Here is a 25111-nt window from a genome sequence, read left to right on the forward strand (position 1 = left end):
CGCGGGCGCCGACCTCAGCCGTAGTTGTACGTGGTCCGGGCCAGCGTGAAGCTGCGCCCGAGCTCGCTGCTCGTGCACGAGACGCCCGCCTCGGACGAGACGCACGAGGTCGACCCGACGGACAGGGACGAGCCGTAGGGCAGCACCGCGAGGGTGGCGCCGTCCTGGTCCAGGGTGGTGCCGTCGACCTGCTCGACCCACCAGCCGCCGGTCGTCACGCTGGCCTGCCCGAAGATCGGCTCCTCCACGCAGGTCCACGCGCCACGGCCGGCGGCCAGGCGCATCGCGTCGGCGTCCGCGGCCGTGCACCCGGCGAGGTTGGCCTCGGACAGGTGGTCGGCGGAGGGCGTGAAGTTCTTGTCGTTGATCTGGCAGACGGCGCCTCCCGCGGTCACGGAGCAGGCGATGTTGCCCGAGGGCAGCACGAAGGCCGCCTGGTCGCCGTCGATCGTGATCGTGGTGCCGCCGCTCGCGCTGCGGTCTCCTGCGGCCACCGGGATGTCGGAGGGCGCGGTCGGCGGGGCCACGGGGCCGCCCTCGGTCTGCTGCGCCCCGTCCGGCCCGGCGGTGCCCGCGGCGTCGTCGACCCCGGTTGGGTCGGCCCCGCCCTCGTCGTCACCGCTGCAGCCCGCCAGCGCCAGGGCGCCGGCGAGCGCCAGCGCAGCCAGGGCGGGCGCCTGCCGCCGGCGTGACCGCATACCTGCACCTGCCAGCCTCGTCATAGGGATGCAGCGTAGTCGTTGACCGCGCATGGGCTACCGTGACCGCCGAGGACCCGTGTCGGAGTCGCGACGAATCCGCGGCACGCGGGCTTCCGATCGATTGGAGCAGACCCGTGACTGCAGGACGCAAGCTCGTCATCGTCGAGTCGCCAGGCAAGGTCAAGAGCATCGGCGACTACCTGGGCCCCGACTACACCGTCAACGCCAGCATCGGCCACATCCGTGACCTCCCGAACCCCTCCGAGCTGCCCCCGGAGCTGAAGAAGGGGCCCTACGGCAAGTTCGCGATCAACGTCGAGGACGACTTCGAGCCCTACTACGTGGTCGACGCCGACAAGAAGAAGAAGGTCGCCGAGCTCAAGCGCCAGCTCAAGGAGGCCGACGAGCTCTACCTCGCCACCGACGAGGACCGCGAGGGCGAGGCCATCGCGTGGCACCTCCTCGAGGTCCTCAAGCCCAAGGTCCCCGTCAAGCGGATGGTGTTCCACGAGATCACCAAGGAGGCCATCCGCCGGGCCGTCAACGAGACGCGCGACATGGACATGCACCTCGTCGACGCCCAGGAGACCCGCCGCGTCCTCGACCGCCTCTACGGCTACGAGGTCTCGCCGGTGCTGTGGCGCAAGGTCAAGCAGGGCCTGTCGGCCGGCCGGGTGCAGTCCGTCGCCACGCGCATGGTCGTCGAGCGGGAGCGCGAGCGTATGGCGTTCCGCTCGGCGTCGTACTGGGACGTCGAGGGCGACTTCGCGCCCCAGGGTGGCGGCCCCTCCGCCAGCAACGCCTTCACCGCCCGGCTGAACGCGGTGGACGGTCGCAAGGTCGCCACCGGCCGCGACTTCAACGACGACGGCACGCTGAAGTCCAGCAAGGTCGTCCACCTCGACGCCACCGCCGCGCAGGCCGTCGCCGACGGGACCCGCGAGGCCGACGTCGTCGTCAGCGAGGTCGCCGAGAAGCCCTACACCCGTCGTCCGTCGGCGCCGTTCACGACCTCCACGCTGCAGCAGGAGGCCTCCCGCAAGCTGCGCATGAACAGCCAGACCACGATGCGCACCGCCCAGCGCCTCTACGAGGGCGGCTACATCACCTACATGCGGACCGACTCGACGACCCTGTCGAGCTCGGCCGTCAGCGCCGCCCGTGCCCAGGCGCGGGACATGTACGGCGCCGACTACGTGCCCGAGACGCCCCGCGTCTACGGCAAGAAGTCGAAGAACGCCCAGGAGGCGCACGAGGCGATCCGCCCCGCCGGCGACCGCTTCCGCACCCCGGCGCAGGTGGCCGGCGAGCTGCGCAACCAGGAGTACGCCCTCTACGAGCTCATCTGGAAGCGCACCGTCGCCTCGCAGATGGCCGACGCCAAGGGTTCCACCGCGACCGTCCGGCTGCGCGCCACGCTGCCCGAGGGCACGCGCGCCGGTGACGGCACCGAGCTGCGCACCGCCGAGTTCTCCGCCTCCGGCACCGTCATCACCTTCCGCGGCTTCCTCGCCGCCTACGAGGAGGGTCGCGACGAGGCCCGCTACGGCGACGACGAGGGTGTCGGCACCCGTCTGCCCAAGCTGTCCGAGGGCGTCGCGCTCGAGACGCTGCGCGCCGAGGCCGAGGGGCACCAGACGGTCCCGCCGGCCCGCTACACCGAGGCCACGCTGGTCAAGGCGCTGGAGGAGAAGGGCATCGGCCGCCCCTCCACGTATGCCGCCACGGTCGGCACGATCCAGGACCGCGGCTACGTGCGCACCCGGGGCTCGGCGCTCATCCCGACCTGGCTCGCGTTCGCGGTGACCCAGCTGCTCGAGCGGCACTTCCCGACGCTGGTCGACTACGACTTCACCGCGTCGATGGAGGAGGACCTCGACCGCATCGCCCGCGGCGAGGCCCAGCGCGTGGCCTGGCTGCGCCGCTTCTACTTCGGTGACGAGGCGACGCACGCCGAGGGCCTGCGCGACCTGGTCCAGGACCTCGACGAGATCGACGCCCGCGGCGTCTCGACCGTCGAGATCGGCGACGGCGTCGTCGTGCGCGTCGGTCGCTACGGGCCCTACGTCGAGCTGGTCGGCGAGGACGCCCCAGGCGAGGGCGGGCAGCCGCGCCGTGCCACGGTGCCCGACGACATCGCCCCCGACGAGATGTCGGTGGAGAAGGCGCACGAGCTGCTCGCCGTGGCTGCCGACGACGGCCGGGTGCTGGGCACGGACCCCGAGACCGGCCACGAGATCGTCGCGAGGGCCGGTCGCTACGGTCCCTACGTCACCGAGGTGCTCCCCGAGACCGACGAGGCGCCCAAGCGTGGGGCCAAGAAGCCCAAGCCGCGCACCGGCTCGCTCTTCAAGGACATGGACCTCGCGTCCATCGACCTCGACACCGCGCTTCGGCTGCTCTCGCTGCCGCGCGTCGTGGGCGTCGACCCCGAGACGGGCGAGGAGATCACGGCGCAGAACGGCCGCTACGGCCCCTACCTCAAGAAGGGCACCGACTCGCGCTCGCTGGAGACCGAGTCGCAGATCTTCGACATCACGCTCGACCAGGCCCTCGCGATCTACGCCCAGCCCAAGCAGCGCGGTCGCGCCGCGGCCAAGCCCCCGCTGGCCGAGTTCGCCGAGGACCCGGTGTCGGGCAAGAAGGTCGTCGTCAAGGAGGGCCGCTTCGGGCCCTACGTCACCGACGGCGAGACCAACGCCACGCTCCGCAAGGGTGACGAGCCGGAGTCGCTGACCGCCGAGCGGGCCTACGAGCTGCTCGCCGAGAAGCGTGCCAAGGGCCCGACCACCCGCAAGCGGGCGGCGAAGAAGACGACGACGAAGAAGACCGCCGCCAAGAAGACGACGGCCAAGAAGGCGACCGCGAAGACCGCGACCAAGACCGCGACCAAGACCGCCGCCAAGAAGGCCTGAGCCGCACCGGGCCGGTCGACCCGACGGTCGACCGGCCCGGTCGTCTCAGTTGGTGAGCGCCTTGGCCAGGTCGGCGATGATGTCCTCCGGCGACTCCAGGCCGAGCGAGAGGCGCAGCACGCCCTCACCGGGCTTGGCCTCGCCGGTCACCGGGCGGTGGGTCAGCGCGGCCGGGTGCTGGATGAGGGTGTCGACGCCGCCGAGCGAGACCGCGTGCACGATCATCTGCACGTTCTCGGCCACGCGGCAGGCGCGGTCGAAGCTGCCCATGTCGAAGGACAGCACGGCGCCGGGGCCGCTCATCTGCGTGCCGACCAGGCCGTCGGGGTCGCCGCCCTCGATGCCGGGGTAGAAGACCTTCTCGACGTCGGCGTGCGCGGCGAGCCAGTGGGCCACGACCTGCGCGGTGTCCTGCTGGGCGCGGACGCGCACCGGGAGGGTCTGCAGGCCGCGGTGGGCGAGGTAGGCCGAGAGCGGGTGCATGACGGCACCGGTGATCGCGCGGACCGGGCGGATGCGACGGGCGTGCTCCTCGCTGCAGGCGACCACGCCGCCGAGGACGTCGCCGTGGCCGGCGAGGAACTTGGTCACCGAGTGCAGGACGAGGCTGGCGCCGAGCTCGAGCGGGCGCTGCAGCACCGGGGTGGCGAAGGTGTTGTCCACGAGCACGGGGACGTCGCCGGCGCGCTCGCAGAGGGCCTGCAGGTCGACCAGGTCCAGGGTGGGGTTGGCCGGGGTCTCGACGAGCACGAGGCCGGTGTCGGCCTCGATCGCGTCGGCGACGCCCTCGGCCGTGGTCCAGGTGACCCGGGTGCCGAGCAGGCCGCTGGCGAGCAGGTGGTCGCTGCCACCGTAGAGCGGGCGGACCGCGACGACGTGCGGCTTGCCGTCCGCGACGGTCGCGAGCAGGGTGGCGGTCAGCGCGGCCATGCCGGAGGCGAAGGCCACCGCGGCCTCGGCGCCCTCGAGGCCGGCGAGGGCCTCCTCGAAGCGCGCGACGCCGGGGCTCCACAGCCGCTGGTAGACCGCGGTCTGGCCCTCCCCGCACGCCTTGCCGCCCGCCATGTCCTCGTAGGCCTGCCCGCCGTCGTCGACGGTCGGCAGGGGGTAGGTGGTGGACAGGTCGATCGGCGGCACGTGCACGCCCATCGCGGTGAGGTCGGCGCGGCCCAGGTGGACGGCCCGGCTGTCGAGGCCCAGGATTTCGGCGGTCATGCGCACATCGTGCAGATACTGCGTGAGAAGGTCAAGATGCGCGAAGCATCGTGTCGCCACATCGAGAAAGAGTCGTCGATCGTGCGGTGGTGAGACGTGCGCGAGCCCCGCGGGACGACATACCCTGGCCCCGTGCCGAAGAATCCTCAGCCTCCCGCCAAGCCCCTCGACGCGACCGACCTCGCCCTGGTCCGGCTCCTGGAGCAGGACGGCCGCATGTCCAACGCGATGCTCGCCCGCGAGGTCGGCATCGCCGAGTCCACCTGCCTCGTGCGGGTCCGCTCGCTGCGCGAGCGCGGCGTGGTGCGCGGCATCCACGCCGACATCGACCCCGTCGCCGTCGGGCGGCCCGTCGAGGCGATGATCGCCGTGCGCTTCGGCGGCCACCGGCGCAGCCACTTCGAGCAGTTCACCGAGGAGGTGCCCCGGCTCCCCGGGGTGCTGGGGGCCTTCCACGTCTCCGGCGCGATCGACTACTTCGTGCACGTCGCGTGCGAGTCGGCCGACGCCCTCCGCGACTTCGTGCTCGACCACCTCACCAACCGCCCCGGCGTGCTCCACGCCGAGACCTCGCTCATCTTCGAGTCGCTGCGCGGCCGCGGCACCCTGGCGCCGCCGGAGGACGACCCGGAGGAGGAGGCGGCGGATCGCGCTTGACCCTCACGCCGCGTGAGGCGGCAGGGTCGTCGACGTGACCGCGGACCAGCAGATGACCGACGAGCTGCTCACGGTGGGCCAGGTGGCCGAGACCCTCGGCGTGACGGTGCGCACCCTGCACCACTACGACGAGATCGGCCTCGTGGTGCCCTCGGAGCGCAGCCGGGCCGGCTACCGCCTCTACACGGAGGCGGACCTGAGCCGGCTGCAGCACGTCGTCGTCTACCGCCGGCTCGGCTTCGCCCTCGAGGAGATCGCGGAGCTGCTGTCCGACGGTGCAGACGTCGCCGCGCACCTGCGGCGGCAGCGGGAGGCGGTCACGGCAAGGCTGGACGAGCTCGCCGGGCTCGTCAGCGCCATCGACAGAGCCCTGGAGGCCGAGATGAACGACTACCAGATCACGCGCGAGGAGCAGCGGGAGCTCTTCGGCGACACCTTCGACGAGAGCTACGCCCAGGAGGCGGAGGAGCGCTGGGGCGGCACCGACGCGTGGAAGCAGTCCCAGCGCCGGACCCGGTCCTACACCAAGGAGCAGTGGCAGCAGATCAAGGAGGAGAGCGGGGCGCCGACGCTGCGGCTCGCCGAGCTGCTCGCCGCGGGCGAGCCCGCCGACTCCGAGGCGGCCATGGACGCCGCCGAGGACGCGCGCCAGCACATCTGCCGCTGGTTCTACGACTGCCCGCGCGAGATGCACGCCAACATCGCCGAGCTGTACGTCACCGACCCGCGCTTCACCAAGACCTACGAGGACGTCGCGCCGGGCCTGGCGCAGTACGTCCGCGACGCGGTCGTCGCCAACGCCGCGCGCAGCTGACCCTCGCGCCCGCCCGTCCGCCGCCCCCGAGGGCTGTGGACGGGCGGGTCGCGTCAGCGGTGTCACGTAGGCTTCCCGTCGTGAGCGAGCAGACCCTTCCGGGGACCGAGGTATGCGGTCACCGGAGCGGTCTGTTCGTCGCCTTCGAGGGCGGTGACGGGGCGGGCAAGTCGACCCAGTCCGGTCTGCTGGCCGCCTGGCTGCGCGAGCAGGGCGTCGAGGTCGTGCAGACCCGCGAGCCCGGGGGCACCGAGCTGGGCCGCGCGCTGCGCGAGCTGGTGCTCCACGGGCCCGACGGGTCCGTGAGCCCGCGCGCCGAGGCGCTGATCTTCGCCGCCGACCGGGCCCACCACGTCGCGACCGTCGTGCGGCCCGCGCTGGAGCGGGGCGCCGTCGTGCTCAGCGACCGCTACCTCGACTCCTCCGTCGCCTACCAGGGCGCCGCGCGCCAGCTCGGGCACGACGAGGTCCGCGCGCTCTCGCTGTGGGCGGTCATGGGCCTGCTGCCGGACCTCACCGTGCTGCTCGACGTGCCCGCCGCCGAGGGCCGGGTCCGGCGGGGGGACGTCCACGACCGCCTGGAGCGCGAGGCCGACACCTTCCACGACCGCGTGCGACAGGGCTTCCTCGACCTCGCGCAGGCCGAGCCCGACCGCTACCTCGTCCTGGACGGCACGCTGCCGCCCGCGGAGCTCGCCACGGCCGTGCGCGAGCGGGTGGCCAGCCGGCTGGGGGTCGCGCGGTGAGCGTCTTCGACGAGCTGGTCGGTCAGGAGCGCGCCGTGGAGACGCTGCGCCACACCGTCTCCACGCCGGGGGCGATGACCCACGCGTGGCTGGTCACCGGCCCGCCCGGCTCGGGACGCAGCGTCGCCGCCCGGGCCTTCGCCGCCGCGCTGCAGTGCGAGACCCCCGGCGACCCCGGCTGCGGCACCTGCCAGGCCTGCCGCACCGCGATGGCGGGCAGCCACCCCGACGTCACGGTCGTGGCGACGAGCGAGACCTTCATCAAGGTCGCCCAGGCGCGCGAGCTGGCCGTGCTGGCCCAGACCCGCCCCTCGGTGGGCCGCTGGCGGGTGATCGTCGTCGAGGACGCCGACCGCCTCAACGAGCCCGCCGCCGACGCCCTGCTCAAGTCGCTGGAGGAGCCGCCGCCGCGCACCGTCTGGGTGCTCTGCGCCCCGGCCCAGGACGACCTCATCATCACCGTGCGCTCGCGCTGCCGGCACCTGCGGCTGGGCACCCCGGCCGTCGACGCGGTGGCCGACCTGCTGGTGCGGCGCGACGGCATCGACCCGGCCATGGCGCACTTCGCCGCCCGCGCGGCCCAGAGCCACATCGGCATCGCCAAGCGGCTGGCCACCGACGAGCACGCCCGCGCCCGGCGCCGCGAGATCATCTCGCTGCCGCTCACCCTCACCGGGCTCGGCGCCGCGCTGCGCGCCGCCCAGGACCTCGTCGACGAGGCGGGAGCGGGCGCGGAGTCCGTCTCCAGCGACCGGGCCGCCGAGGAGCGCCGCGCGCTGCTCGAGCAGCTCGGTGCCGACCCGTCCGCCCGCACCCAGCCGCCCGCCGTCCGTGCCCACCTGCGCGACCTCGAGGCCAGGCAGAAGCGCGAGGCCAAGCGCCAGCAGCACGACAGCATCGACGCGGCCCTCACCGACCTCGCCTCGATGTACCGCGACGCCCTGATGGTCGCCACCGGCAGCCCGGTCGACCTCGTCAACGCCACCGAGCCCGACCAGGTCGAGCGGCTGGCGAGGGCGTTCTCGCCCGAGGGCCTGCTCGGGGCGCTGGAGACCATCGGGCTGGCGCGGCAGCGGCTCGTCGCCAACGGCGCCCCGCTGCTCGTGCTCGAGGCGATGATGATCGGGCTGATCCTGCCGACCGGCCCCGCGTCCGGACCGGCCGGCCGGCCGCGTCCACGTACCGTGGCCCGAGGCTGACGACGAGAGGACTGACGTGGCGTTCCTACCCACCCCTGCGGGGTCGCGCACGAGCACCGGCGCCGGTGGCACCCGCCGCCCGGCCCGGCCTGCCCGCACCCTGGCGGCGGCGCTGACGGCGCTCGCCCTGCTCGCCGGCTGCTCGATCGGGGGCGGCGACGAGGACGGACCGTCCGGGGACGGTGGCGCGACGAGCACGTCCACGCCGCTGCCCGACGGCGCGCCCGAGGGGCTGGAGCGCTTCTACGGCCAGCAGCTGGAGTGGAGCGAGTGCCAGACGGCCTTCGAGTGCGCCACCCTCGAGGTCCCGATCGACTACGCCGAGCCCGACGGCGCTACCATCGAGATCGCCCTGCTGCGCGTGCCGGCGCGCGGCGACTCGGAGGGCTCGCTCGTGGTCAACCCCGGCGGTCCGGGTGCCTCGGGGGTCGACTTCGCCTCGATGGCCGGTGCCGTCTTCTCCGGCGAGGTCCGCTCCGCCCTCGACGTGGTGGGCTTCGACCCTCGCGGCGTGGGCCGCTCGGCGCCGATCGACTGCGTGAGCGACGACGAGCTGACCGAGTTCCTCGGGGCCGACCCGACGCCGGACGACGAGGCCGAGGAGCAGCAGCTGGAGGAGACCCTCCGGCACTTCGCCGAGAGCTGCGTCGAGAACGCCCCCGACCTCGCGGCCCACATCTCCACGATCGAGGTGGCCCGCGACATGGACGTGCTGCGCGCCGCCCTGGGCGAGGAGACGCTGACCTACCTCGGTGCGAGCTACGGCACCTACCTCGGCACCGTCTACGCCAACCTCTTCCCCGACCGGGTGGGCCGGTTCGTGCTCGACGGCGCGATGGACCCCACCCTGGACGGCATCGAGGTGGGCAAGGGTCAGGCCGCCGGCTTCGAGCGCGCCACGCGCGCCTACGTCGAGGACTGCGTCGCCTCGGGCGGCTGCCCGCTCGGCGACGACGTCGAGTCGGCGCTCGCCGCGATCCCGGCCTTCCTCGAGGCCGTCGACGCCGACCCGCCGACGGTCGGCGGTGACACGGTGGGCCGGCTCACCGAGGGCTGGGCCTTCTACGGCATCGTCGTCGCCATGTACGACCAGGGCACCTGGCCGATCCTCACCCAGGCCCTGGAGCGGGCGATGGCCGGCGACGGGACCCTGATGATGTTCCTCGCCAACAGCTACACCAGCCGCGACGCCGACGGCTCCTACACCTCCAACATGATGGAGGCCTTCCCGGCCGTCTCCTGCCTCGAGGCGGAGGACGACGACCTGGACCAGGAGGAGCTGGAGCGCGAGTTCCTCGAGGTCTCGCCGACCTGGGGCCGGCACTTCGCGGCCCCGAGCGCCTGCGAGTACTGGCCGGTCAGCGCCACGGAGACCCTCGAGGAGTGGTCCGCCCCCGGCGCCGCGCCGATCGTGGTGATCGGCACGACCCGTGACCCGGCCACCCCCTACGAGTGGGCCGAGCGGCTCGCGGAGGTCCTGGAGTCGGGCGTGCTGATCTCCTACGACGGCGACGGCCACACCGCCTACGGGCGCTCCAACGACTGCGTCGACGACGCCGTGGACGCCTACCTGCTGGAGGGCACCGTGCCCGAGGACGGCCTGCGCTGCTGAGGCGCCGACGGGTCCTGCCTCCGGACGCCGACGGCCTGCGCGGCCGGACCCCGGGCCGGCTTTTGGGCCAGCCCCGGTCCTCGGGTATCCTTCCTGCGGTCGTCCCCGTGACGGCATGCCGCCTTAGCTCAGTCGGCCAGAGCGATTCACTCGTAATGAATAGGTCAAGGGTTCGATTCCCTTAGGCGGCTCGTCAGAACGGCCCCCGGTGCACGCACCGGGGGCCGTTCTCGTGCCTGGTCTCAGCGGGGGACGCTCACTCCTGCGCCTCGTCGGCGACGAAGCGCATCGTGAAGCGGCCCTCGTCCGCCGACTCCACCGTGCTCGTCATGCCCACGGCGGCCAGCGTCTCCAGGGAGCTGCGCACCTGCTCGTCGTCGATCATCGGCAGGTAGTACTGCTCGAAGGCGTTGACGTTGACGTAGAAGACGGCGTCGGCGCCCTCGTCGACCGTGGCGCGGAAGGTCGCGTCCTGGCCGAGCGTGCCCTCCGGGGCCGCCAGCCCGTCCACGTAGGCCTGGTCCAGGCCGAGCGTGAGCACCCCGTCGTCGGTGCGCTGGGCCAGCATCGAGGGCGGCATCCCGGCGTCGGTGAGCAGCGTGACCACGGCGGCCGCGTCGGTGGCCGCGCGGTAGCCGATCGGCAGCTCCGGCATCCCGGTGCTGGTCTCGCTCACGGTGCTGAAGGCCTCGACCACGCCCGGGCCGACGGCCAGCGTCATGGAGTCGCCCAGGACGGTCTTGAGGTCGTCGGGGAGGGTGAAGCCCTCCTCCGCCGCCGAGGCGGTGACGTCGGCGACGTCCTCGGGGTAGGTCGCGGCGTAGTAGTCCCACGCGGCCTGGACCCAGGCGGCGCCGTTCTCCATGGAGATCGCGGCGGCCGTGTCGGCCGGGAGCTGCTCGACCAGCGGGTCCACCCCCGAGCCGCCGGCAGGCAGGGCCAGGCCCTCCATGCCGCGGTTGACGCCGGTGACCTCGATGGCGTCCGCCGACAGCCGGACGGCGGCGGCCATGCGACCGTTCATCAGGTCGGCCTCGGTGCTCAGCTCGTCGAGCATGCCGGTCGAGTCGAGCTCGGGGTCGGCCAGCGCCGGGGCCAGGTCGCCGAGGCGGGAGGCGTCGGCCCACACCGAGGCGATGCCGGCGTCGCCGAGGGCGTCCATGTCGTCGGCGTAGGCCTCGTGGTCGTCCAGCGTGCCCTGCTGGGCGGCGGCCCTGAGGTCCTCGAGGGCGTCCGCCGTGGTGAAGACGACGTAGTCGTCGTCGAGGTAGTAGGCCAGCTCGGTCTCGCCCTCGGTCATCTCGTCCTCGGCGGTGAGCCGGTCGAGCGTGTCCAGGGCCAGCTGGCCGTCCTTGACCTGCAGGGCGACCGCGACGATCGGCTCCTGCTCGGCCCCGCGGGGCACGAGTGCCACGCCGAGCCGGTCGCCGAGCCACGGCTCGATGTCGGCCTCGAAGTCGACGTCGCCGGGGACCTCTTCCCCGTTCGCGAGCTGCTCCCAGGCCCACTCGCGCCACTCGCCGGCGTCGAGGCGGGCCTTGGTCTCGGGGTCGAGGCCCTGGAAGAACCGGACCGCGGCGACCTTCTGGCCCACCGAGGGGTTGACGTCGACCCGGGCGTAGACCGCGGCCGAGGCCGGCAGCACGCTGTCGGGCTGGTCCCCGCCGCCGGCTCCCAGGATCGCGACCGCGGCGTAGGCGCCGCCTCCCACCAGGACCGCCGCGCCGACGACGCCCGCCACGAGCGGGCCACGCCTGCGGCCACGTCCCCGTCCCCCGCGCTCGCTCAGGTCCCCGTTCGGGTGCTCCATCACGGTGCTCATGTGTCCCCATCTCCGGAGCGCGCGCCCTGCCGCTCCTGGGTCGTGCCCGCCGTCCTCGGCGGTGCTGGCGGCCAGCGTAGTCATCCACGCTGGGAGTCCCCTGCCGCCGTCGGGCTCCCGACCCAACCGACGGTGCGGCGTGGCGTTCGGTTCCCTCCCCGTCCCGAAAGGTGCCGCGGGGCCGTCCCCGCCGGGCCGTCCGGGCCTGCCCGGGTCACGCCGACGCCCCGGGCCGCGAGGGTCCGGGGCGCCGGTGAGAGAGGTGCGGGGCAGGCCCGCGGAGGCTCAGTGGCCCTGGTGCGGCATCGGCCAGCGGGCGGTGGTGACGCCGGCGTCCTTGGCGCGCTGGACGGACTCGAGGTAGACGCGCTCGGCCTCCTCGCGGCCGGCCCAGTGGGCGCCCTCGACCGACTTGCCGGGCTCGAGGTCCTTGTAGACCTCGAAGAAGTGCTGGATCTCCAGGCGGGTGTGCTCGCCGATGTGCTCCAGATCGGTGATGCTCGCCTTGCGGGGGTCGTCGGCCGGGACGCAGATGATCTTGTCGTCGCCGCCGGCCTCGTCGCGCATGTGGAACATGCCGATCGGGCGGACCGCCACGAGGCAGCCGGGCCAGGTGGGCTCGTCCAGGAGCACGAGCGCGTCCAGCGGGTCGCCGTCCTCGCCGAGGGTCTCCTCGATGTAGCCGTAGTCGGCGGGGTAGCGCGTGGCGGTGAAGAGCATGCGGTCCAGGCGGATGCGCCCGGTCGCGTGGTCGACCTCGTACTTGTTGCGGCTGCCCTGCGGGATCTCGATCGTCACGTCGAACTGCATGTGCATGCTCTCTCTCGCGTCGCTGGACGGTTAGGCTCTGGGGTCCAGTGTTCCTTATCCGCGCCGTACTTCTCGACGGAGGGCGTTCGCAGGTGCTTCCCGACGGCTCGCGCCGCCGCTCCCGCCTCCCGCGGTATGCCGTGTCCGCGGGGGTGCTCGCGGCCCTCCTCGCGACGGGAACGCCGGCCGTGGCGGGGTCCACGAGCGCCCCGGACGACGTCGTCGTCACCGGCACCCCGGCCCCCGACCAGGCGGCCGAGACGGCACGCCCCACGACGCAGGCCGAGGCCCGGCCGCGGCTGGCCCCGCTGGCCCGGCCGCTCGGGCAGGTCGCCGACGGGGCCCTGCCCGACCCCGGCACCGTGGCCCGGGAGATCGCCGACGAGCTCGACTCCGACTGGCTCGGCCCGGCCGACCGTCGCGCGATCATCGTGCGCGACGCCCTCACCGGCGAGGTGCTGGCGCAGCGCAACGCCAGCCGCCTGGTCACCCCGGCCTCCACGACCAAGATCCTCTCGGCGGCCGCGATCGTGTCGTCCCTGCCGGGGGAGCAGCGCTTCGCGACCCGGGTCGTCGCCGGGGAGTCCGCGGACGAGGTCGTCCTGGTCGCCGGCGGCGACATGCTGCTGGCCCGCGGCGAGGGCGACCCCGGGGCCGTGGCCGGTCACGCCGGCGTCGCCGACCTCGCGGCCCGCACCGCAGAGGCGCTCGAGGGTCGGGCCCTGGAAGGACCGGTCCGGGTCCGCCTCGACCTGCAGCACGTCGTCGGTCCGCACAAGCTCGACAGCTGGTCCGACTTCTGGATCTCCGAGGGCTACGCCGGGCGGATCGTCCAGCTGGGCCTCGCCGAGGACCTCGCCCTGCCCTTCTACCCGTCGCCGACCCAGCCCGAGCAGGAGGTGGCCCGCGCCTTCGCGGCCGCTCTGGACGAGCGCGGCGTCGAGGTCGCCGGATGGCCCGGCGAGGACGCCGCCGGCTCCTGGACCGCCGAGCTGGTGGAGACCCCGGCCGGGCGGGTCGGGCTGACGCCGCCCGGGTCGGTCCCGGAGGGCCTCTCCGCGCCGGCGGCCGGTGCGGACGGCAGGGCCGTGACCGCGGGCCCGGACGGCGCCACCTCCACGGGGAGCCCCGACGACGTCGAGGTGCTCGCCGAGGTGTGGTCGGCGGCGCTGCGCGACGTGCTGGCCCACGCGCTCGCCACCAGCGACAACGCCATGGTCGAGCAGCTGTCCCGGCAGGCCGCGAGCGTCGCCGGGGAGGGCAGCGACCGCGAGTCGGTCACCGCCTGGATCCGCAGCACCGTCCAGGAGGCCTACGGCGTCGACATGGAGGGCCAGCAGCTGGCCGACTCCAGCGGTCTGTCCGACGGCACCCGGCTGACCGTCCAGGCCGTCGCCGACGTGCTCGTTGCGGGCGCCGACGGCTCGCACCCCGACCTGCAGGGCGTCCTCGCCGCCGGCGGGCTGCCCATCGCCGGCTACACCGGCACCCTCTCCACCCGTTTCCACCTGCCCGTCCACGCCGCGGCGATCGGCAACGCCCGGGCCAAGACCGGCTCGCTGCCCGGCGTGACCTCCCTCGCCGGCACCGTGGTCACGGCCGACGGACGGCTCCTCGTCTTCGCGATGACCGCCGACGACATCGGCGCCGATGGCGCCGTGCTCGAGGCCCGCTCGAGCCTCGACGAGGTCGTGGCCCAGCTCGCCCGCTGCGGCTGCTGAGCGAAGGCCGGCACGGGCCCGTCCCCTCGTCGCTGCCGGCCACGGCCGGGCGCACCGGGCTCGCGCCCTCCCTGCGGCACCGCATACCGTCGGGGCATGAGCGCCACCCCCGCCGCCCCCGTGCCCCCGGACCACGACCCGTCCGACGGGCACGACGTCCGCGGCAGCGACCTCGTCGACTGGGACTTCGCCGCGGCCGCCGCCAGCCGGCTGGTCCGTCCGGGGCCGCGCGCCGCCCGCGGGGAGATCGAGGCCCTCGTCGCCGAGCTGCGCTCGGCGGGCGAGCGGGCCGTCGACCCGGTCGCCACCACCGCCCGCCTCTCGACGCCGCCCGGCACGCCGCCGGCCCTCGTCGTCGACCGCCCGGGCTGGATCCGCGCCAACGCCGCCTCCATGGGCGCGATGCTCGCTCCGGTCCTCGACGACGTGGTGGCCCGCAAGCGCGACGCCGACCGCGCCCGCGCCGAGGAGGCCGGCCGCGCCCTGACACCGGTGGGCGAGACCGCGCAGCGCTTCGGCTCCACGGTCACCGGCACCGAGGTGGCGGGCATCCTGTCGTGGATCTCGACCAAGGTGCTGGGGCAGTACGACCTCGCTCCCCAGGGCACCCCGCGGCTGATGTTCGTGGCGCCCAACATCCTCGGCGTCGAGCGCGACCTCGGCGTCGACCCCTCCGACTTCCGGCTCTGGGTGGCGCTCCACGAGGAGACCCACCGGGTGCAGTTCACGGCCGTCCCGTGGCTGCGGCGGCACGTCATCGACAGCGCCCGCTCTATCGGCGCCGAGATGATGCCCGACCCCGACGACATGTCGCACCGCCTCGGCGAGGTGCTCGCCCAGCTCCCCGGCGTGCTGCGCGGCGAGACCGACATCACCCAGGTGCTGGCCACCCCGGCCCAGCGCGAGCGGCTGGCCGAGATCACCGCCGTCATGTCGCTCCTCGAGGGCCACGCCGACGTCGTCATGGACGAGGTGGGCCCGCAGGTCGTCCCGACGGTCGCCCAGATCCGCCGGAAGTTCGACCAGCGTCGCAAGGGCGCCGGCAACGTCGACAAGATGCTGCGCCGCCTGCTCGGCATGGATGCCAAGATGCGGCAGTACCGCGACGGCGCCGCCTTCGTGCGCGGCGTGATCGACGAGGTCGGCGTCGACGGCTTCAACCAGGTGTGGACCGCTCCCGAGACGCTGCCGCGCCCGACCGAGATCGCCGACCCCCGCGCCTGGGTCGCGCGCGTCCACGGCTGAGCCGTGCCCGGGCCCCCGCCCGCCGTCGCGGCCGTGCGCGTCGCGGTCCGGCGCGCCCTGACCGAGGGTGCCCTCGGCGACCTGTCCGACCCACGGCCCCCCGGCGTCGGCCCGGGGCCGGACGCACCCCTCCTCCTCGTCGGCTGCTCCGGTGGCGCCGACTCGCTGGCGCTCGCCGCCGGTGCCGCCTTCGTCGCCCCGCGGCTGGGCTGGCGCGCCGGCGCGGTCGTCGTCGACCACGGCCTGCAGGAGGGCTCGGCCGAGGTCGCCGCGACGGCCGCCGGACGGTGCCGCTCGCTCGGGCTGGAGCCCGTCGTGGTGGCCCCGGTGACGGTCGGTCAGAGCTCCGAGGGACCGGAGGCCGACGCCCGTCGAGCCCGGTATGCCGCGCTCGCCACCACCGCGCACCGTGCCGGCGCACGGGCCGTGCTCCTCGGCCACACCCGTGAGGACCAGGCCGAGCAGGTGCTGCTGGGCCTGGCTCGCGGCTCGGGCGCCCGCTCCCTCGCGGGGATGCCCGCCGAGCGCGAGCTTGACGGGGCACCGGGGGTGCTGCTGGCCCGGCCGCTCCTCGGGGTGCCCCGGGCGACCACCCGGCAGGCCTGCACCGAGCTGGGGTTGGAGCCCTGGGAGGACCCTCACAACGACGACCCCCGCTACGCCCGGGTCCGAGCCCGGCGTGCGCTGGCGGACCTCGGCCGCGACCTCGGGCCGGGCGTCGTGGCGGGCCTGGCCCGCACCGCCGACCTGCTGCGCGACGACGCCGACGCCCTCGACGAGGCGGCGGCCACGGCCCACCTCGAGCTGGGTGAGCCGCCCTGGCCCGTCGACCGCCTCGCCCCGCTGCCCAGGGCCGTGCGCACCCGGCTGTGGCGGCGCCTGGCGCTCGCGGCCGGCAGCCCCGGGACCGACCTGACCTCCGCGCACCTGCTGGCCGTCGACGGCCTTGTGACGGCCTGGCGCGGGCAGGGTCCGCTGCCCCTGCCGGGCGGGATCCGGGCCGCCCGCACGGGGGACCGGGTGTCCGTGGGGCCGGCGCGTAGTTGAATGGACCGGGAGACCACCCGGGCCACCGCCCGACCCCAGCACGAGACCTCACCAGAAGGAGCACACGCGTGGACGCCGAGCACATGGGAGCCGACCTGGAGAACGTCCTCTTCACCGAGGAGCAGATCCAGCAGCGGCTCGCCGAGCTGGCCGCCGAGGTGTGGGAGGACTACCACGACAAGAACGTCCTCCTCGTCGGCGTCCTGCGCGGCGCGGTCATGGTGATGGCCGACTTCTCCCGGGCGCTGCCCGGCAGCGCGGAGATGGACTGGATGGCGGTGAGCAGCTACGGCTCGGGCACCAAGTCCAGCGGTGTGGTCCGCATCCTCAAGGACCTCGACACCGACATCTCCGGGCGTCACGTCCTCATCGTCGAGGACATCATCGACTCCGGCCTGACGCTGAGCTGGATCCGCACCAACCTGGAGTCCCGCGGCCCCGCGTCGGTCGAGATCTGCACCCTGCTGCGCAAGCCCGAGGCGGCCAAGGTGGCGATCGACGTCAAGTACGTCGGTTTCGAGATCCCCAACGCCTTCGTCGTGGGCTACGGCCTCGACTACGCCGAGAAGTACCGCAACCTGCGCCAGATCGGCACCCTCGCCAAGCACGTCTACAGCTGACCGGCGGGGCGGCCCCCGCCCCGTCGTGGAACACTGACCATCTGCCGCGCGTTGTCGGCAGGAAAGCCCCGTGCCGACATCACGATCAGGAGGACCGGGACGGTCGCGCCCCGCGCGAGCGACCCGAACGCGTCAGACATGAGCAACGCCACCCAGCGGCGACCCCGCCCCAAGCCCAGTCCGTGGATGTGGATCTTCGTCTTCCTCGGTCTCGGCATCCTGTGGTTCTCCGTGCTCTCTCCGAGCTCCTTCAGCCGCGTCGACACCGTCGACGCCCTCGAGCTGATCACCTCCGACAAGGTCGCCGAGGCCACGATCACGCCGGAGCGGATCGACCTCACCCTCAAGGAGGGCGAGACCTTCTCCAGCGACGACGTGCGCGAGACCGACAAGGTCCAGGCGTTCTACGTCGACGCCCGCGGCCCGCAGATCATCCAGGCGCTCGACGAGCACCCCCCGAGCGTCACCTGGACCGACGACCCGGCGCGGCCCAACTTCTTCGTCTCGATGCTGGCGAACTTCCTGCCGCTGCTGCTCATCCTGGGTCTGTTCCTCTGGCTGATGACGCGGATGCAGGGCGGCGGCCGCGGCGTCATGCAGTTCGGCAAGTCCAAGGCCAAGCTGGCCAGCAAGGACATGCCCAAGGTCACCTTCGCCGACGTCGCCGGCGCGGACGAGGCCGTCGAGGAGCTGCACGAGATCAAGGAGTTCCTCTCCGAGCCGCGCAAGTTCCTCGAGGTCGGCGCCAAGATCCCCAAGGGCGTGCTGCTCTACGGCCCGCCCGGCACCGGCAAGACCCTGCTCGCCCGCGCGGTCGCGGGCGAGGCGGGCGTGCCCTTCTACTCGATCTCCGGCTCGGACTTCGTCGAGATGTTCGTCGGTGTCGGCGCCTCGCGCGTCCGTGACCTCTTCGAGCAGGCCAAGGAAAACGCGCCCGCGATCATCTTCGTCGACGAGATCGACGCGGTCGGCCGCCACCGTGGCGCCGGCCTGGGCGGCGGTCACGACGAGCGCGAGCAGACGCTCAACCAGCTGCTCGTCGAGATGGACGGCTTCGACGTCAAGACCAACGTCATCCTCATCGCGGCCACCAACCGGCCCGACATCCTCGACCCGGCGCTCCTCCGCCCGGGGCGCTTCGACCGCCAGATCGCCGTCGAGGCCCCCGACATGCTCGGCCGCCTGCACATCCTCCAGGTGCACGGCAAGGGCAAGCCGCTGGCCGACGGCGTCGACCTGATGGCGATCGCGCGTCGCACGCCCGGCTTCTCCGGCGCCGACCTGGCCAACGTGCTCAACGAGGCCGCGCTCCTGGCCGCCCGCCAGGGCGAGAAGGTCATCACCGACCAGGACCTCGACGAGGCGATCGACCGCGTCATGGCCGGTCCGCAGAAGCGCACCCGCGTGATGAGCGCCAAGGAGAAGAAGATCACCGCCTACCACGAGGGTGGTCACGCCCTCGTCGCCGCGGCGATGAACCACACCGACCCGGTGAGCAAGGTGACGATCCTGCCGCGCGGTCGGGCGCTGGGCTACACGATGGTGCTGCCGGCCGACGACAAGTACTCCACGACCCGCAACGAGCTGCTCGACCAGCTGGCCTACGCCCTGGGTGGTCGCGTCGCCGAGGAGATGGTCTTCCACGACCCGACCACCGGCGCCGCCAACGACATCGAGAAGGCCACCTCGCTGGCCCGCAAGATGGTCACCCAGTTCGGCATGAGCGAGCGCATCGGCGCCGTCAAGCTCGGCTCCGGCTCCTCCGAGGTCTTCCTCGGCCGCGACATGGGCCACGAGCGCGACTACTCCGAGAACCTCGCCGGGGTCGTCGACCAGGAGGTTCGCCGCCTCATCGAGGCCGCGCACGACGAGGCCTGGCACGCCCTCAACGACAACCGCGAGGTCCTCGACCGGCTCGTCCTCGAGCTGCTCGAGAAGGAGACGCTGAACGCCGAGGCGATCGCCGAGATCTTCAAGGACGTCCGCAGGCGTCCGGAGCGCCCGGTGTGGCTCTCCTCCGACACCCGCGGCATCCACACCGACGGGCCGGTCCTCACCGAGCCCGAGAAGAGGGCGATGGCCAACGGCCACGGCCCGGTGCCGACGGCCGGCGAGGAGCACCCGCCGGAGAAGGTGATCGAGGTCCCGGAGGGTGGGTATGTCGATCCCGGTCAGCACTGACCTCGTCGGCCCGGACGAGGAGGACGCGCCCGGCGCGCCCGCCACGACCCAGGTCGACCACGCCCGGATCGAGGCCGCCGTCCGCGAGATCCTCGCCGCCATCGGCGAGGACCCCGAGCGGGACGGTCTGCGCGACACCCCCGCCCGCGTCGCGCGCGCCTACGCCGAGGTCTTCTCCGGGCTCTCGCAGGACCCGGCCGAGGTGCTGGGCACCACCTTCGACGTGGAGCACGAGGAGATGATCCTGGTGCGCGACATCGAGCTGCACAGCACCTGCGAGCACCACCTGGTGCCCTTCCACGGCGCCGCCCACATCGCCTACATCCCCGGCGCGGACGGGCGGGTCGTGGGGCTGTCCAAGCTGGCGCGGCTGGTCGACGTCTTCGCCCGTCGGCCCCAGGTGCAGGAGCGTCTCACCACGCAGGTGGCCGAGGCGCTCGTCGAGCACCTCGACCCGGCGGGCGTGCTCGTCGTCGTCGAGGCCGAGCACCTCTGCATGTCCATGCGCGGCGTGCGTCGCCCGGGCGCCCGCACCATCACCTCGGCGGTCCGCGGCCAGCTGCGCAACCCGGCCACCCGTGCCGAGGCGATGAGCCTCGTGATGGGCAGGACCTCCTGACCGTGCGACCGGTCACCGACCTCCTCCTCCCGGGCCGCACCCGGATCATGGGTGTGGTCAACGTGACACCCGACTCCTTCAGCGACGGCGGTCGCTGGCTCGACCCGGAGGCCGCCGTGGCGCACGGTCGCGAGCTCGCCGCCGAGGGCGCCGACTGGCTCGACGTCGGGGGCGAGTCCACCCGACCGGGCAGCGCCCGCCCCTCCGAGGAGGAGGAGAGGGCGCGCGTGCTGCCCGTCGTGCGGGCCCTGGCCGCGGACGGGCACGTCGTGTCGGTCGACACCATGCGCGCGACCGTCGCGGCCGAGGCCCTCGAGGCCGGTGCCGCGATCGTCAACGACGTCTCCGGCGGCCTCGCCGACCCGGCGATGCCCGGGCTGGTCGCCGCCACCGGGACGCCCTTCGTCGTCATGCACTGGCGCGGGCTGCTCACCGACCCCGCCGAGCGCCCCGTCTACGACGACGTGGTCGAGGAGGTGTGCCGGGAGCTGCAGGAGCGCGTCGACACCCTGGTCGACCAGCGCGTCGACCCCGGCCAGCTGATCCTCGATCCCGGCTTCGGCTTCTCCAAGGACGCCGGGCACAACTGGGAGCTGCTCTCCGGGCTGGACGAGGTGATCGCCCTGGGCCTGCCGGTCCTCGTCGGCACCTCCCGCAAGCGCTTCCTGGGCCGCCTGCCCTCCCGTCCGGGCGCGCACATCGCGGACGACGCCGCACCGACCGAGCCCACCGCCCGCGACGCCGCCACCGCCGCGACGAGCCTGCTCGCCGCCCGGGCCGGAGCCGCCGCCGTCCGCGTGCACGAGGTCGGTCCCACCCGCGACGCGCTGTCGGTCTGGCAGCTCACCACCGAGGCCCACGACCGACGGGCCGCCAGGAAGGACCGGTCCTGATGCGAGGCGACCTGATCCGGCTCACCGGGGTGCGCGCCTACGGCCACCACGGCGTCCTCGAGCACGAGCGCCGCGTCGGCCAGGACTTCGTCGTCGACGTGACCATGTCGGTCGACCTGCGCGCGGCGGGGGAGAGCGACGACCTCGCCCGCACCGTCAACTACGCCGAGGTCGCGGCCGACGTCGTCGCGGTCGTCACCGGTCCGCCCCACGACCTCATCGAGACCGTCGCCGAGGAGATCGCCGCCCGGACCCTGGCCCGCCCGCTCGTCGAGGCCGTCGAGGTGACGGTCCACAAGCCGCAGGCCCCCGTCGGCGTGCCCTTCGGCGACGTCGAGGTGGTCGTGCGTCGCGAGCGCGACGTGCCGGTCGTGATCGCCCTGGGCGCCAACCTCGAGGGCGTGGACGGGGCCGACCCCGCCGCGACCGTGCGCTCGGCGGCCCGGCGGCTGCACCGGGTGCGGGGGCTGCGCGCGGTCCGGCTGTCCGCCCTCTTCGGCACCGCCCCCGTCGGTGGCCCGGAGCAGCCCGACTACGTCAACGCCGTCGCCGTCGCCCGCACGCGTCTCACGCCCGCCGCCCTGCTGGCCGCTCTGCACCGGGTCGAGGCCGACTTCGGCCGCACCCGCGAGGTGCGCTGGGGCGCGCGGACCCTCGACCTCGACCTCGTGCAGTACGGCGACCCCGCCGCCGGCACGGACGTGACGAGCACCGACCCCGCGCTGGTGCTCCCGCACCCCCGCGCCCACGAGCGCGGCTTCGTGCTCGTGCCGTGGCACGACATCGACCCGCGGGCCCGCCTCCGCGTGGGGGACCGGGTGCTCCCGGTCGCGGACCTCCTGCCGACCGTCGCCGACCAGGACGTCCACCCGCTGGGGGGTCCGGCATGACCCCTGCCCAGGGCATCCGCATCTCCTCGGCCGTCATCCTCGCGCTGCTCTCGGGCATGGCCAGCTGGCTGCTGCTCACCCTCGTGCGGGCCGCGGGCGGCTCCTATCCCGTCATCTCCTGGCTCGGCCTGGTGCCGCTCGTGGCGGTCATCGTGCTGGTGCTGGTGCTGAGCTGGCAGGTCCGGCGCTACGTCCGTGGCGCCGACCCCTCGCGGCCGCGCCCGAGCCCCCAACGGGCGCGCAGCACCCTCGTCGGTGCCCAGGCGGCCGCGCTCGGCGGCGCGGCCCTCGTCGGCTGGTACACCGCCAACGCGCTCGCCCACCTGCCCAACGCCGACGTGCCCGGCGAGCGGACCCAGCTGCTCTGGGGGCTGGCCCACGCGGTCGTCGCCCTCGCGCTCTCGGCGAGCGGCTTCGTCGGCCAGGCGTGGTGCCGCATACCCCCGACCGAGCACGGTGACGACGACGACGGGGCCGTGCCCGACGGCGACCTCGCCTACGGCTGAGCTCGCCTACCCTGGCGGCATGAGCAGCCAGGGCGAGGACCGGGAGCAGCAGGGACGCAGCACCACGGAGGGCCGTCGGGCGCCGGTGGACCCGGTCCCGTCGACGACGCCCACCACCCTGTGGCCGGGGCTGGACGACCCCGAGCACTCGCGCTGGTACGTCGAGCGCTTCCGCGACATGGCCCGCTCCGGCCAGGACCTGCACGGCGAGGCCCGTCTCGTCGACGCGCTCGTGCCGCGCGGCGCCCGGCTGCTCGACGCGGGCTGCGGGCCGGGACGCCACGGCGGCCACCTCGCCCGGCTGGGCCACACGGTCGTCGGCGTCGACATCGACCCCGAGCTGGTGGCCGCGGCGGCCGAGGACCACCCCGGGGCGACCTGGCTGGTCGCCGACCTCGTCACCCTCGACCTGCCGGCACTCGGGCAGCCGGAGCCCTTCGACGGCGCGCTGGTCGCCGGCAACGTCCTCGACTTCGTCCCGGCCGAGCACCAGGCCGAGGCCGTGCGGCGGATCGCCGCGCACGTGCGCCGCGACGGCGTCGTCGTGATCGGCTGCCGCGTGGGTCGTGGCTTCTCCCCGGAGGACCTCGACGCGGCCGCGCCGTCGGCCGGGCTGACCCTCGAGCACCGCTTCGCCACCTGGGACCTGCGGCCCTGGGGCCCGGACGCCGACTTCTGCGTGAGCGTGCTGCGCCGCTAGCTAGCGGTCGATGTCGCCGACGACGAAGAACATCGACCCCAGGATCGCCACCATGTCGGCGACCACCGTGCCGGGCAGCATCTCCCGGAGCACCTGGACGTTGTTGAAGGACGCCGAGCGCAGCTTGAGCCGGTGCGGGGCCTTGTCGCCGCGGCTGACCAGGAAGTAGCCGTTGTGGCCGAGGGGGTTCTCGGTGTGCAGGTAGGCGTCGCCCTCGGGCACCTTGAGGACCTTGGGCAGCTTGGTGTCGTAGGGCCCGGGGCCGATCTCGCGCAGCCGCTCGGTGCAGGAGCGGGCGAGGTCGAGCGAGACGTGCACCTGCTCGGCCAGCACCTCGAGGCGGGCGTGGCAGTCGCCGGCCTCGCGGGTCACGACCCGGCCCGGACCGCCCTCGGCGAAGAGCTCGCCGTAGGCCAGGTAGGGCTCGTCGCGCCGCAGGTCGAGGTCGAGCCCCGACGCCCGGGCGATCGGACCGGTGACGCCGTGGGCCAGCACCCGCTCGACGTCGAGCACCCCGACCCCGCGGGTGCGGGCCTCGACGATCTCGTTGCCCAGCAGCAGCGACTCCAGCTCCGGCATCCGGGAGCGGACCTTCTCCACGGCGGCGTCCACGCGGTCGAGCCAGCCGTCGGGCAGGTCGTGCAGCAGACCCCCGACCCGCGTGCACATGTAGTGCATGCGACCGCCGGAGAACTCCTCCATCACGGCCTGCAGCTCCTCGCGCTCGCGGAAGGAGTAGAACATCGGCGTGATCGCGCCCAGCTCCAGCGGGTAGGAGCCGAGGAACATCAGGTGGTTGAGCACCCGGTTGAGCTCGCTGAGCAGGGTGCGCGTCCAGGTGGCGCGCTCGGGCACCTCCATGCCGAGCATCTGCTCGACGACCAGCGCTGCACCGACCTCGTTGCTGAAGGCGGAGAGCCAGTCGTGCCGGTTGGAGAGCACGAGGATCTGCCGGTAGTCGCGCGCCTCGAAGAGCTTCTCCGCCCCGCGGTGCATGTAGCCGATGACCGGCTCGGCCCGCACGATCTGCTCGCCGTCCACCGTGATGCGCAGCCGCAGCACGCCGTGCGTGGCCGGGTGCTGCGGCCCGATGTTGAGCACCATCTCGGTCGTGCTCAGGCCGCTGACGCCCGAGCCGGCTCCGAGGGACACGTCGAGGTCGCGGGTGCTCACCCGGCCCACCCTACTGAGCGGCCCCGCCGGGCGGCGGCACCACGACGGTGACCCACCCGAAGTCGCCCAGCCCGCCGGGGGCGCTGAGCGCGCCCAGGGCGGCACGACGCGCCAGCGCCCGCAGGTATGCCGTGGGCCGGCTCCGCGCGAGCTCGTGCGGCACCGGCGCGTCGGCCCCGGGCAGCAGGTCGGCCAGCGCGTCCCGCTGGCTGGTGAGCTCCACCCGTCGGCCCTCCCCGCGCAGGCCGTCGACCAGGCTGTCGAGGGCGACGTGCGCGGTGACGTCGCAGGAGCCGTCGGGGACCGGGGCGACCTGCCGCCCGTCGCGATAGCCGGTGAGGCTGCCGCCGGGAGGGCGGGCCTCCCGCTCGTGCCCGTAGTCGACGAGCAGCAGCACGCCGTCGCCGAGGCGGGCCAGCAGGTCGGCGGCGGCCCGGTCGCGCGGCAGCCCGACCTCGGCGCGGGCGACGTCCTCGGGCACCCAGCGCTCCAGCCAGCCGAGGTCGTCGCCCGCGACGGCGGGCCCGAGGACCTCGACGCCGTCGCGGCGGACCAGGACCTCGCGCCAGCTCCCCGACGCGTCGCGCTCGACCACCGGGCAGGGCACGACGTCGAGCCACTCGTGGCCGACGGCGAGCGTGCGGCCCGGCCCGGCCAGCCCGTCGGGGAGGGCGGCGCCGCCGGGGGAGACGAGCCACGGCATACCCGTGCCGGGCGGAGCCCGGTCGACGACGTCGACGCCGACGAGCGCGAGCTCGGGATCGATCTCGTGCACCGCCGCGAGCAGCTCGCCCCCGCCCGCCCCGACGTCCACCACGCGGGTGCAGCCGTGCCGGTGGGCGAGCTCGGCCACGGCGGCCGCGAGCACCTCGCCGCCGCCGGGGATGCCCTGGGCCGAGGTGGCGAAGTGCCGGGCCGGAGGCGCCGAGCGGTAGAAGCCGCCGGAGCCGTAGAGCGCGTCGTGCCAGGCGCCCGGCCAGGGCCGGGGGACGTCGTCGCTGCTTGGCTCGGGACCCACGTGCCGA

Annotated in this window: 22 protein-coding genes and 1 tRNA gene; 17 read left to right on the forward strand and 6 right to left on the reverse strand. The window is 74.0% G+C overall.

Features of this window, described 5'->3' with window-relative positions; genetic code table 11:
* Window positions 1-14 precede the first annotated feature (14 nt).
* Window positions 15-722, reverse strand: coding sequence for a hypothetical protein (locus tag FB476_RS01945; RefSeq protein ID WP_141817292.1), 708 nt, complete (start codon window positions 720-722; stop codon window positions 15-17).
* A gap of 113 nt (window positions 723-835) precedes the next feature.
* Here FB476_RS01945 and topA point away from each other — a divergent pair, with 113 nt between their 5' ends.
* The gene (gene topA, locus FB476_RS01950; protein ID WP_141817293.1) at window positions 836-3616 is read left to right on the forward strand and encodes a type I DNA topoisomerase; all 2781 of its coding nucleotides are present in this window, start codon (window positions 836-838) and stop codon (window positions 3614-3616) included.
* A 45-nt stretch (window positions 3617-3661) separates the two neighbouring features.
* On the opposite strand, the gene FB476_RS01955 is transcribed toward topA, so the two are convergent.
* A complete protein-coding gene (locus FB476_RS01955; protein WP_141817294.1) occupies window positions 3662-4831 on the reverse strand; it encodes a trans-sulfuration enzyme family protein in 1170 nt (389 codons plus the stop codon).
* A 132-nt stretch (window positions 4832-4963) separates the two neighbouring features.
* Here FB476_RS01955 and FB476_RS01960 point away from each other — a divergent pair, with 132 nt between their 5' ends.
* The 6 genes from FB476_RS01960 (at window position 4964) to FB476_RS01985 (ending at window position 10050) form a co-directional block, all read left to right on the forward strand.
* Window positions 4964-5488: an Lrp/AsnC family transcriptional regulator gene (locus FB476_RS01960; RefSeq protein WP_141817295.1), complete on the forward strand. Its 525-nt coding sequence runs from the start codon at window positions 4964-4966 to the stop codon at window positions 5486-5488.
* Window positions 5489-5522: 34 nt separating this feature from the next.
* Window positions 5523-6302: a MerR family transcriptional regulator gene (locus tag FB476_RS01965; protein ID WP_420359344.1), complete on the forward strand. Its 780-nt coding sequence runs from the start codon at window positions 5523-5525 to the stop codon at window positions 6300-6302.
* An 80-nt stretch (window positions 6303-6382) separates the two neighbouring features.
* Complete coding sequence (gene tmk / locus FB476_RS01970) at window positions 6383-7048, forward strand: dTMP kinase (protein WP_141817296.1); 666 nt, start codon at window positions 6383-6385, stop codon at window positions 7046-7048.
* Window positions 7045-8247, forward strand: coding sequence for a DNA polymerase III subunit delta' (locus tag FB476_RS01975; protein ID WP_141817297.1), 1203 nt, complete (start codon window positions 7045-7047; stop codon window positions 8245-8247). The genes tmk and FB476_RS01975 overlap by 4 nt, the downstream gene beginning before the upstream one ends.
* A 16-nt stretch (window positions 8248-8263) precedes the next feature.
* A complete protein-coding gene (locus FB476_RS01980; protein WP_238329509.1) occupies window positions 8264-9859 on the forward strand; it encodes an alpha/beta hydrolase in 1596 nt (531 codons plus the stop codon).
* Window positions 9860-9976: 117 nt separating this feature from the next.
* Window positions 9977-10050: transfer RNA gene (locus tag FB476_RS01985), tRNA-Thr, on the forward strand.
* A 65-nt stretch (window positions 10051-10115) separates the two neighbouring features.
* Here FB476_RS01985 and FB476_RS01990 read toward each other — a convergent pair.
* Window positions 10116-11681, reverse strand: a complete 1566-nt coding sequence (locus FB476_RS01990; protein ID WP_170233498.1) for a DUF3352 domain-containing protein — start codon at window positions 11679-11681, stop codon at window positions 10116-10118.
* Between the two features lie 285 nt (window positions 11682-11966).
* Window positions 11967-12491: an inorganic diphosphatase gene (locus FB476_RS01995; RefSeq protein ID WP_141817299.1), complete on the reverse strand. Its 525-nt coding sequence runs from the start codon at window positions 12489-12491 to the stop codon at window positions 11967-11969.
* 92 nt (window positions 12492-12583) lie between these two features.
* On the opposite strand from FB476_RS01995, the gene FB476_RS02000 reads away from it, so the two are divergent.
* The 10 genes from FB476_RS02000 (at window position 12584) to FB476_RS02045 (ending at window position 22913) form a co-directional block, all read left to right on the forward strand.
* Complete coding sequence (locus FB476_RS02000; protein ID WP_170233499.1) at window positions 12584-14212, forward strand: D-alanyl-D-alanine carboxypeptidase/D-alanyl-D-alanine-endopeptidase; 1629 nt, start codon at window positions 12584-12586, stop codon at window positions 14210-14212.
* Window positions 14213-14308: 96 nt separating this feature from the next.
* The gene (locus FB476_RS02005; protein WP_141817301.1) at window positions 14309-15457 is read left to right on the forward strand and encodes a zinc-dependent metalloprotease; all 1149 of its coding nucleotides are present in this window, start codon (window positions 14309-14311) and stop codon (window positions 15455-15457) included.
* A 3-nt stretch (window positions 15458-15460) separates the two neighbouring features.
* A complete protein-coding gene (gene tilS / locus FB476_RS02010; protein ID WP_141817302.1) occupies window positions 15461-16504 on the forward strand; it encodes a tRNA lysidine(34) synthetase TilS in 1044 nt (347 codons plus the stop codon).
* Window positions 16505-16572: 68 nt separating this feature from the next.
* Window positions 16573-17124: a hypoxanthine phosphoribosyltransferase gene (gene hpt / locus FB476_RS02015; RefSeq protein WP_141817303.1), complete on the forward strand. Its 552-nt coding sequence runs from the start codon at window positions 16573-16575 to the stop codon at window positions 17122-17124.
* A 138-nt stretch (window positions 17125-17262) separates the two neighbouring features.
* Entirely contained in the window at window positions 17263-19305 is a 2043-nt protein-coding gene (gene ftsH, locus FB476_RS02020; RefSeq protein ID WP_420359345.1) for an ATP-dependent zinc metalloprotease FtsH, read from the forward strand.
* Entirely contained in the window at window positions 19283-19924 is a 642-nt protein-coding gene (folE, locus tag FB476_RS02025; RefSeq protein WP_141817304.1) for a GTP cyclohydrolase I FolE, read from the forward strand. The genes ftsH and folE overlap by 23 nt, the downstream gene beginning before the upstream one ends.
* 2 nt (window positions 19925-19926) lie before the next feature.
* On the forward strand, window positions 19927-20817 hold the full coding sequence (gene folP, locus FB476_RS02030; RefSeq protein WP_475483643.1) for a dihydropteroate synthase: 891 nt from the start codon (window positions 19927-19929) through the stop codon (window positions 20815-20817).
* On the forward strand, window positions 20817-21707 hold the full coding sequence (folB, locus tag FB476_RS02035; protein WP_141817305.1) for a dihydroneopterin aldolase: 891 nt from the start codon (window positions 20817-20819) through the stop codon (window positions 21705-21707). Before folP ends, folB begins: the two co-directional genes overlap by 1 nt.
* The gene (locus FB476_RS02040; RefSeq protein WP_141817306.1) at window positions 21704-22213 is read left to right on the forward strand and encodes a DUF3180 domain-containing protein; all 510 of its coding nucleotides are present in this window, start codon (window positions 21704-21706) and stop codon (window positions 22211-22213) included. Before folB ends, FB476_RS02040 begins: the two co-directional genes overlap by 4 nt.
* A 19-nt stretch (window positions 22214-22232) precedes the next feature.
* Window positions 22233-22913 (forward strand): class I SAM-dependent methyltransferase, encoded by a 681-nt coding sequence (locus tag FB476_RS02045; RefSeq protein WP_141817307.1) that lies wholly within the window; start codon window positions 22233-22235, stop codon window positions 22911-22913.
* Here FB476_RS02045 and FB476_RS02050 read toward each other — a convergent pair whose 3' ends face one another.
* Together FB476_RS02050 and FB476_RS02055 are read right to left on the reverse strand one after the other, a co-directional pair.
* On the reverse strand, window positions 22914-24086 hold the full coding sequence (locus FB476_RS02050) for an NADH-quinone oxidoreductase subunit D (protein WP_238329510.1): 1173 nt from the start codon (window positions 24084-24086) through the stop codon (window positions 22914-22916).
* Window positions 24087-24096: 10 nt separating this feature from the next.
* The gene (locus FB476_RS02055) at window positions 24097-25104 is read right to left on the reverse strand and encodes an SAM-dependent methyltransferase (protein ID WP_238329511.1); all 1008 of its coding nucleotides are present in this window, start codon (window positions 25102-25104) and stop codon (window positions 24097-24099) included.
* Window positions 25105-25111 lie beyond the last annotated feature (7 nt).

Source organism: Ornithinimicrobium humiphilum (genome assembly GCF_006716885.1).
Classification (GTDB): Bacteria; Actinomycetota; Actinomycetes; order Actinomycetales; family Dermatophilaceae; genus Ornithinicoccus; species Ornithinicoccus humiphilus.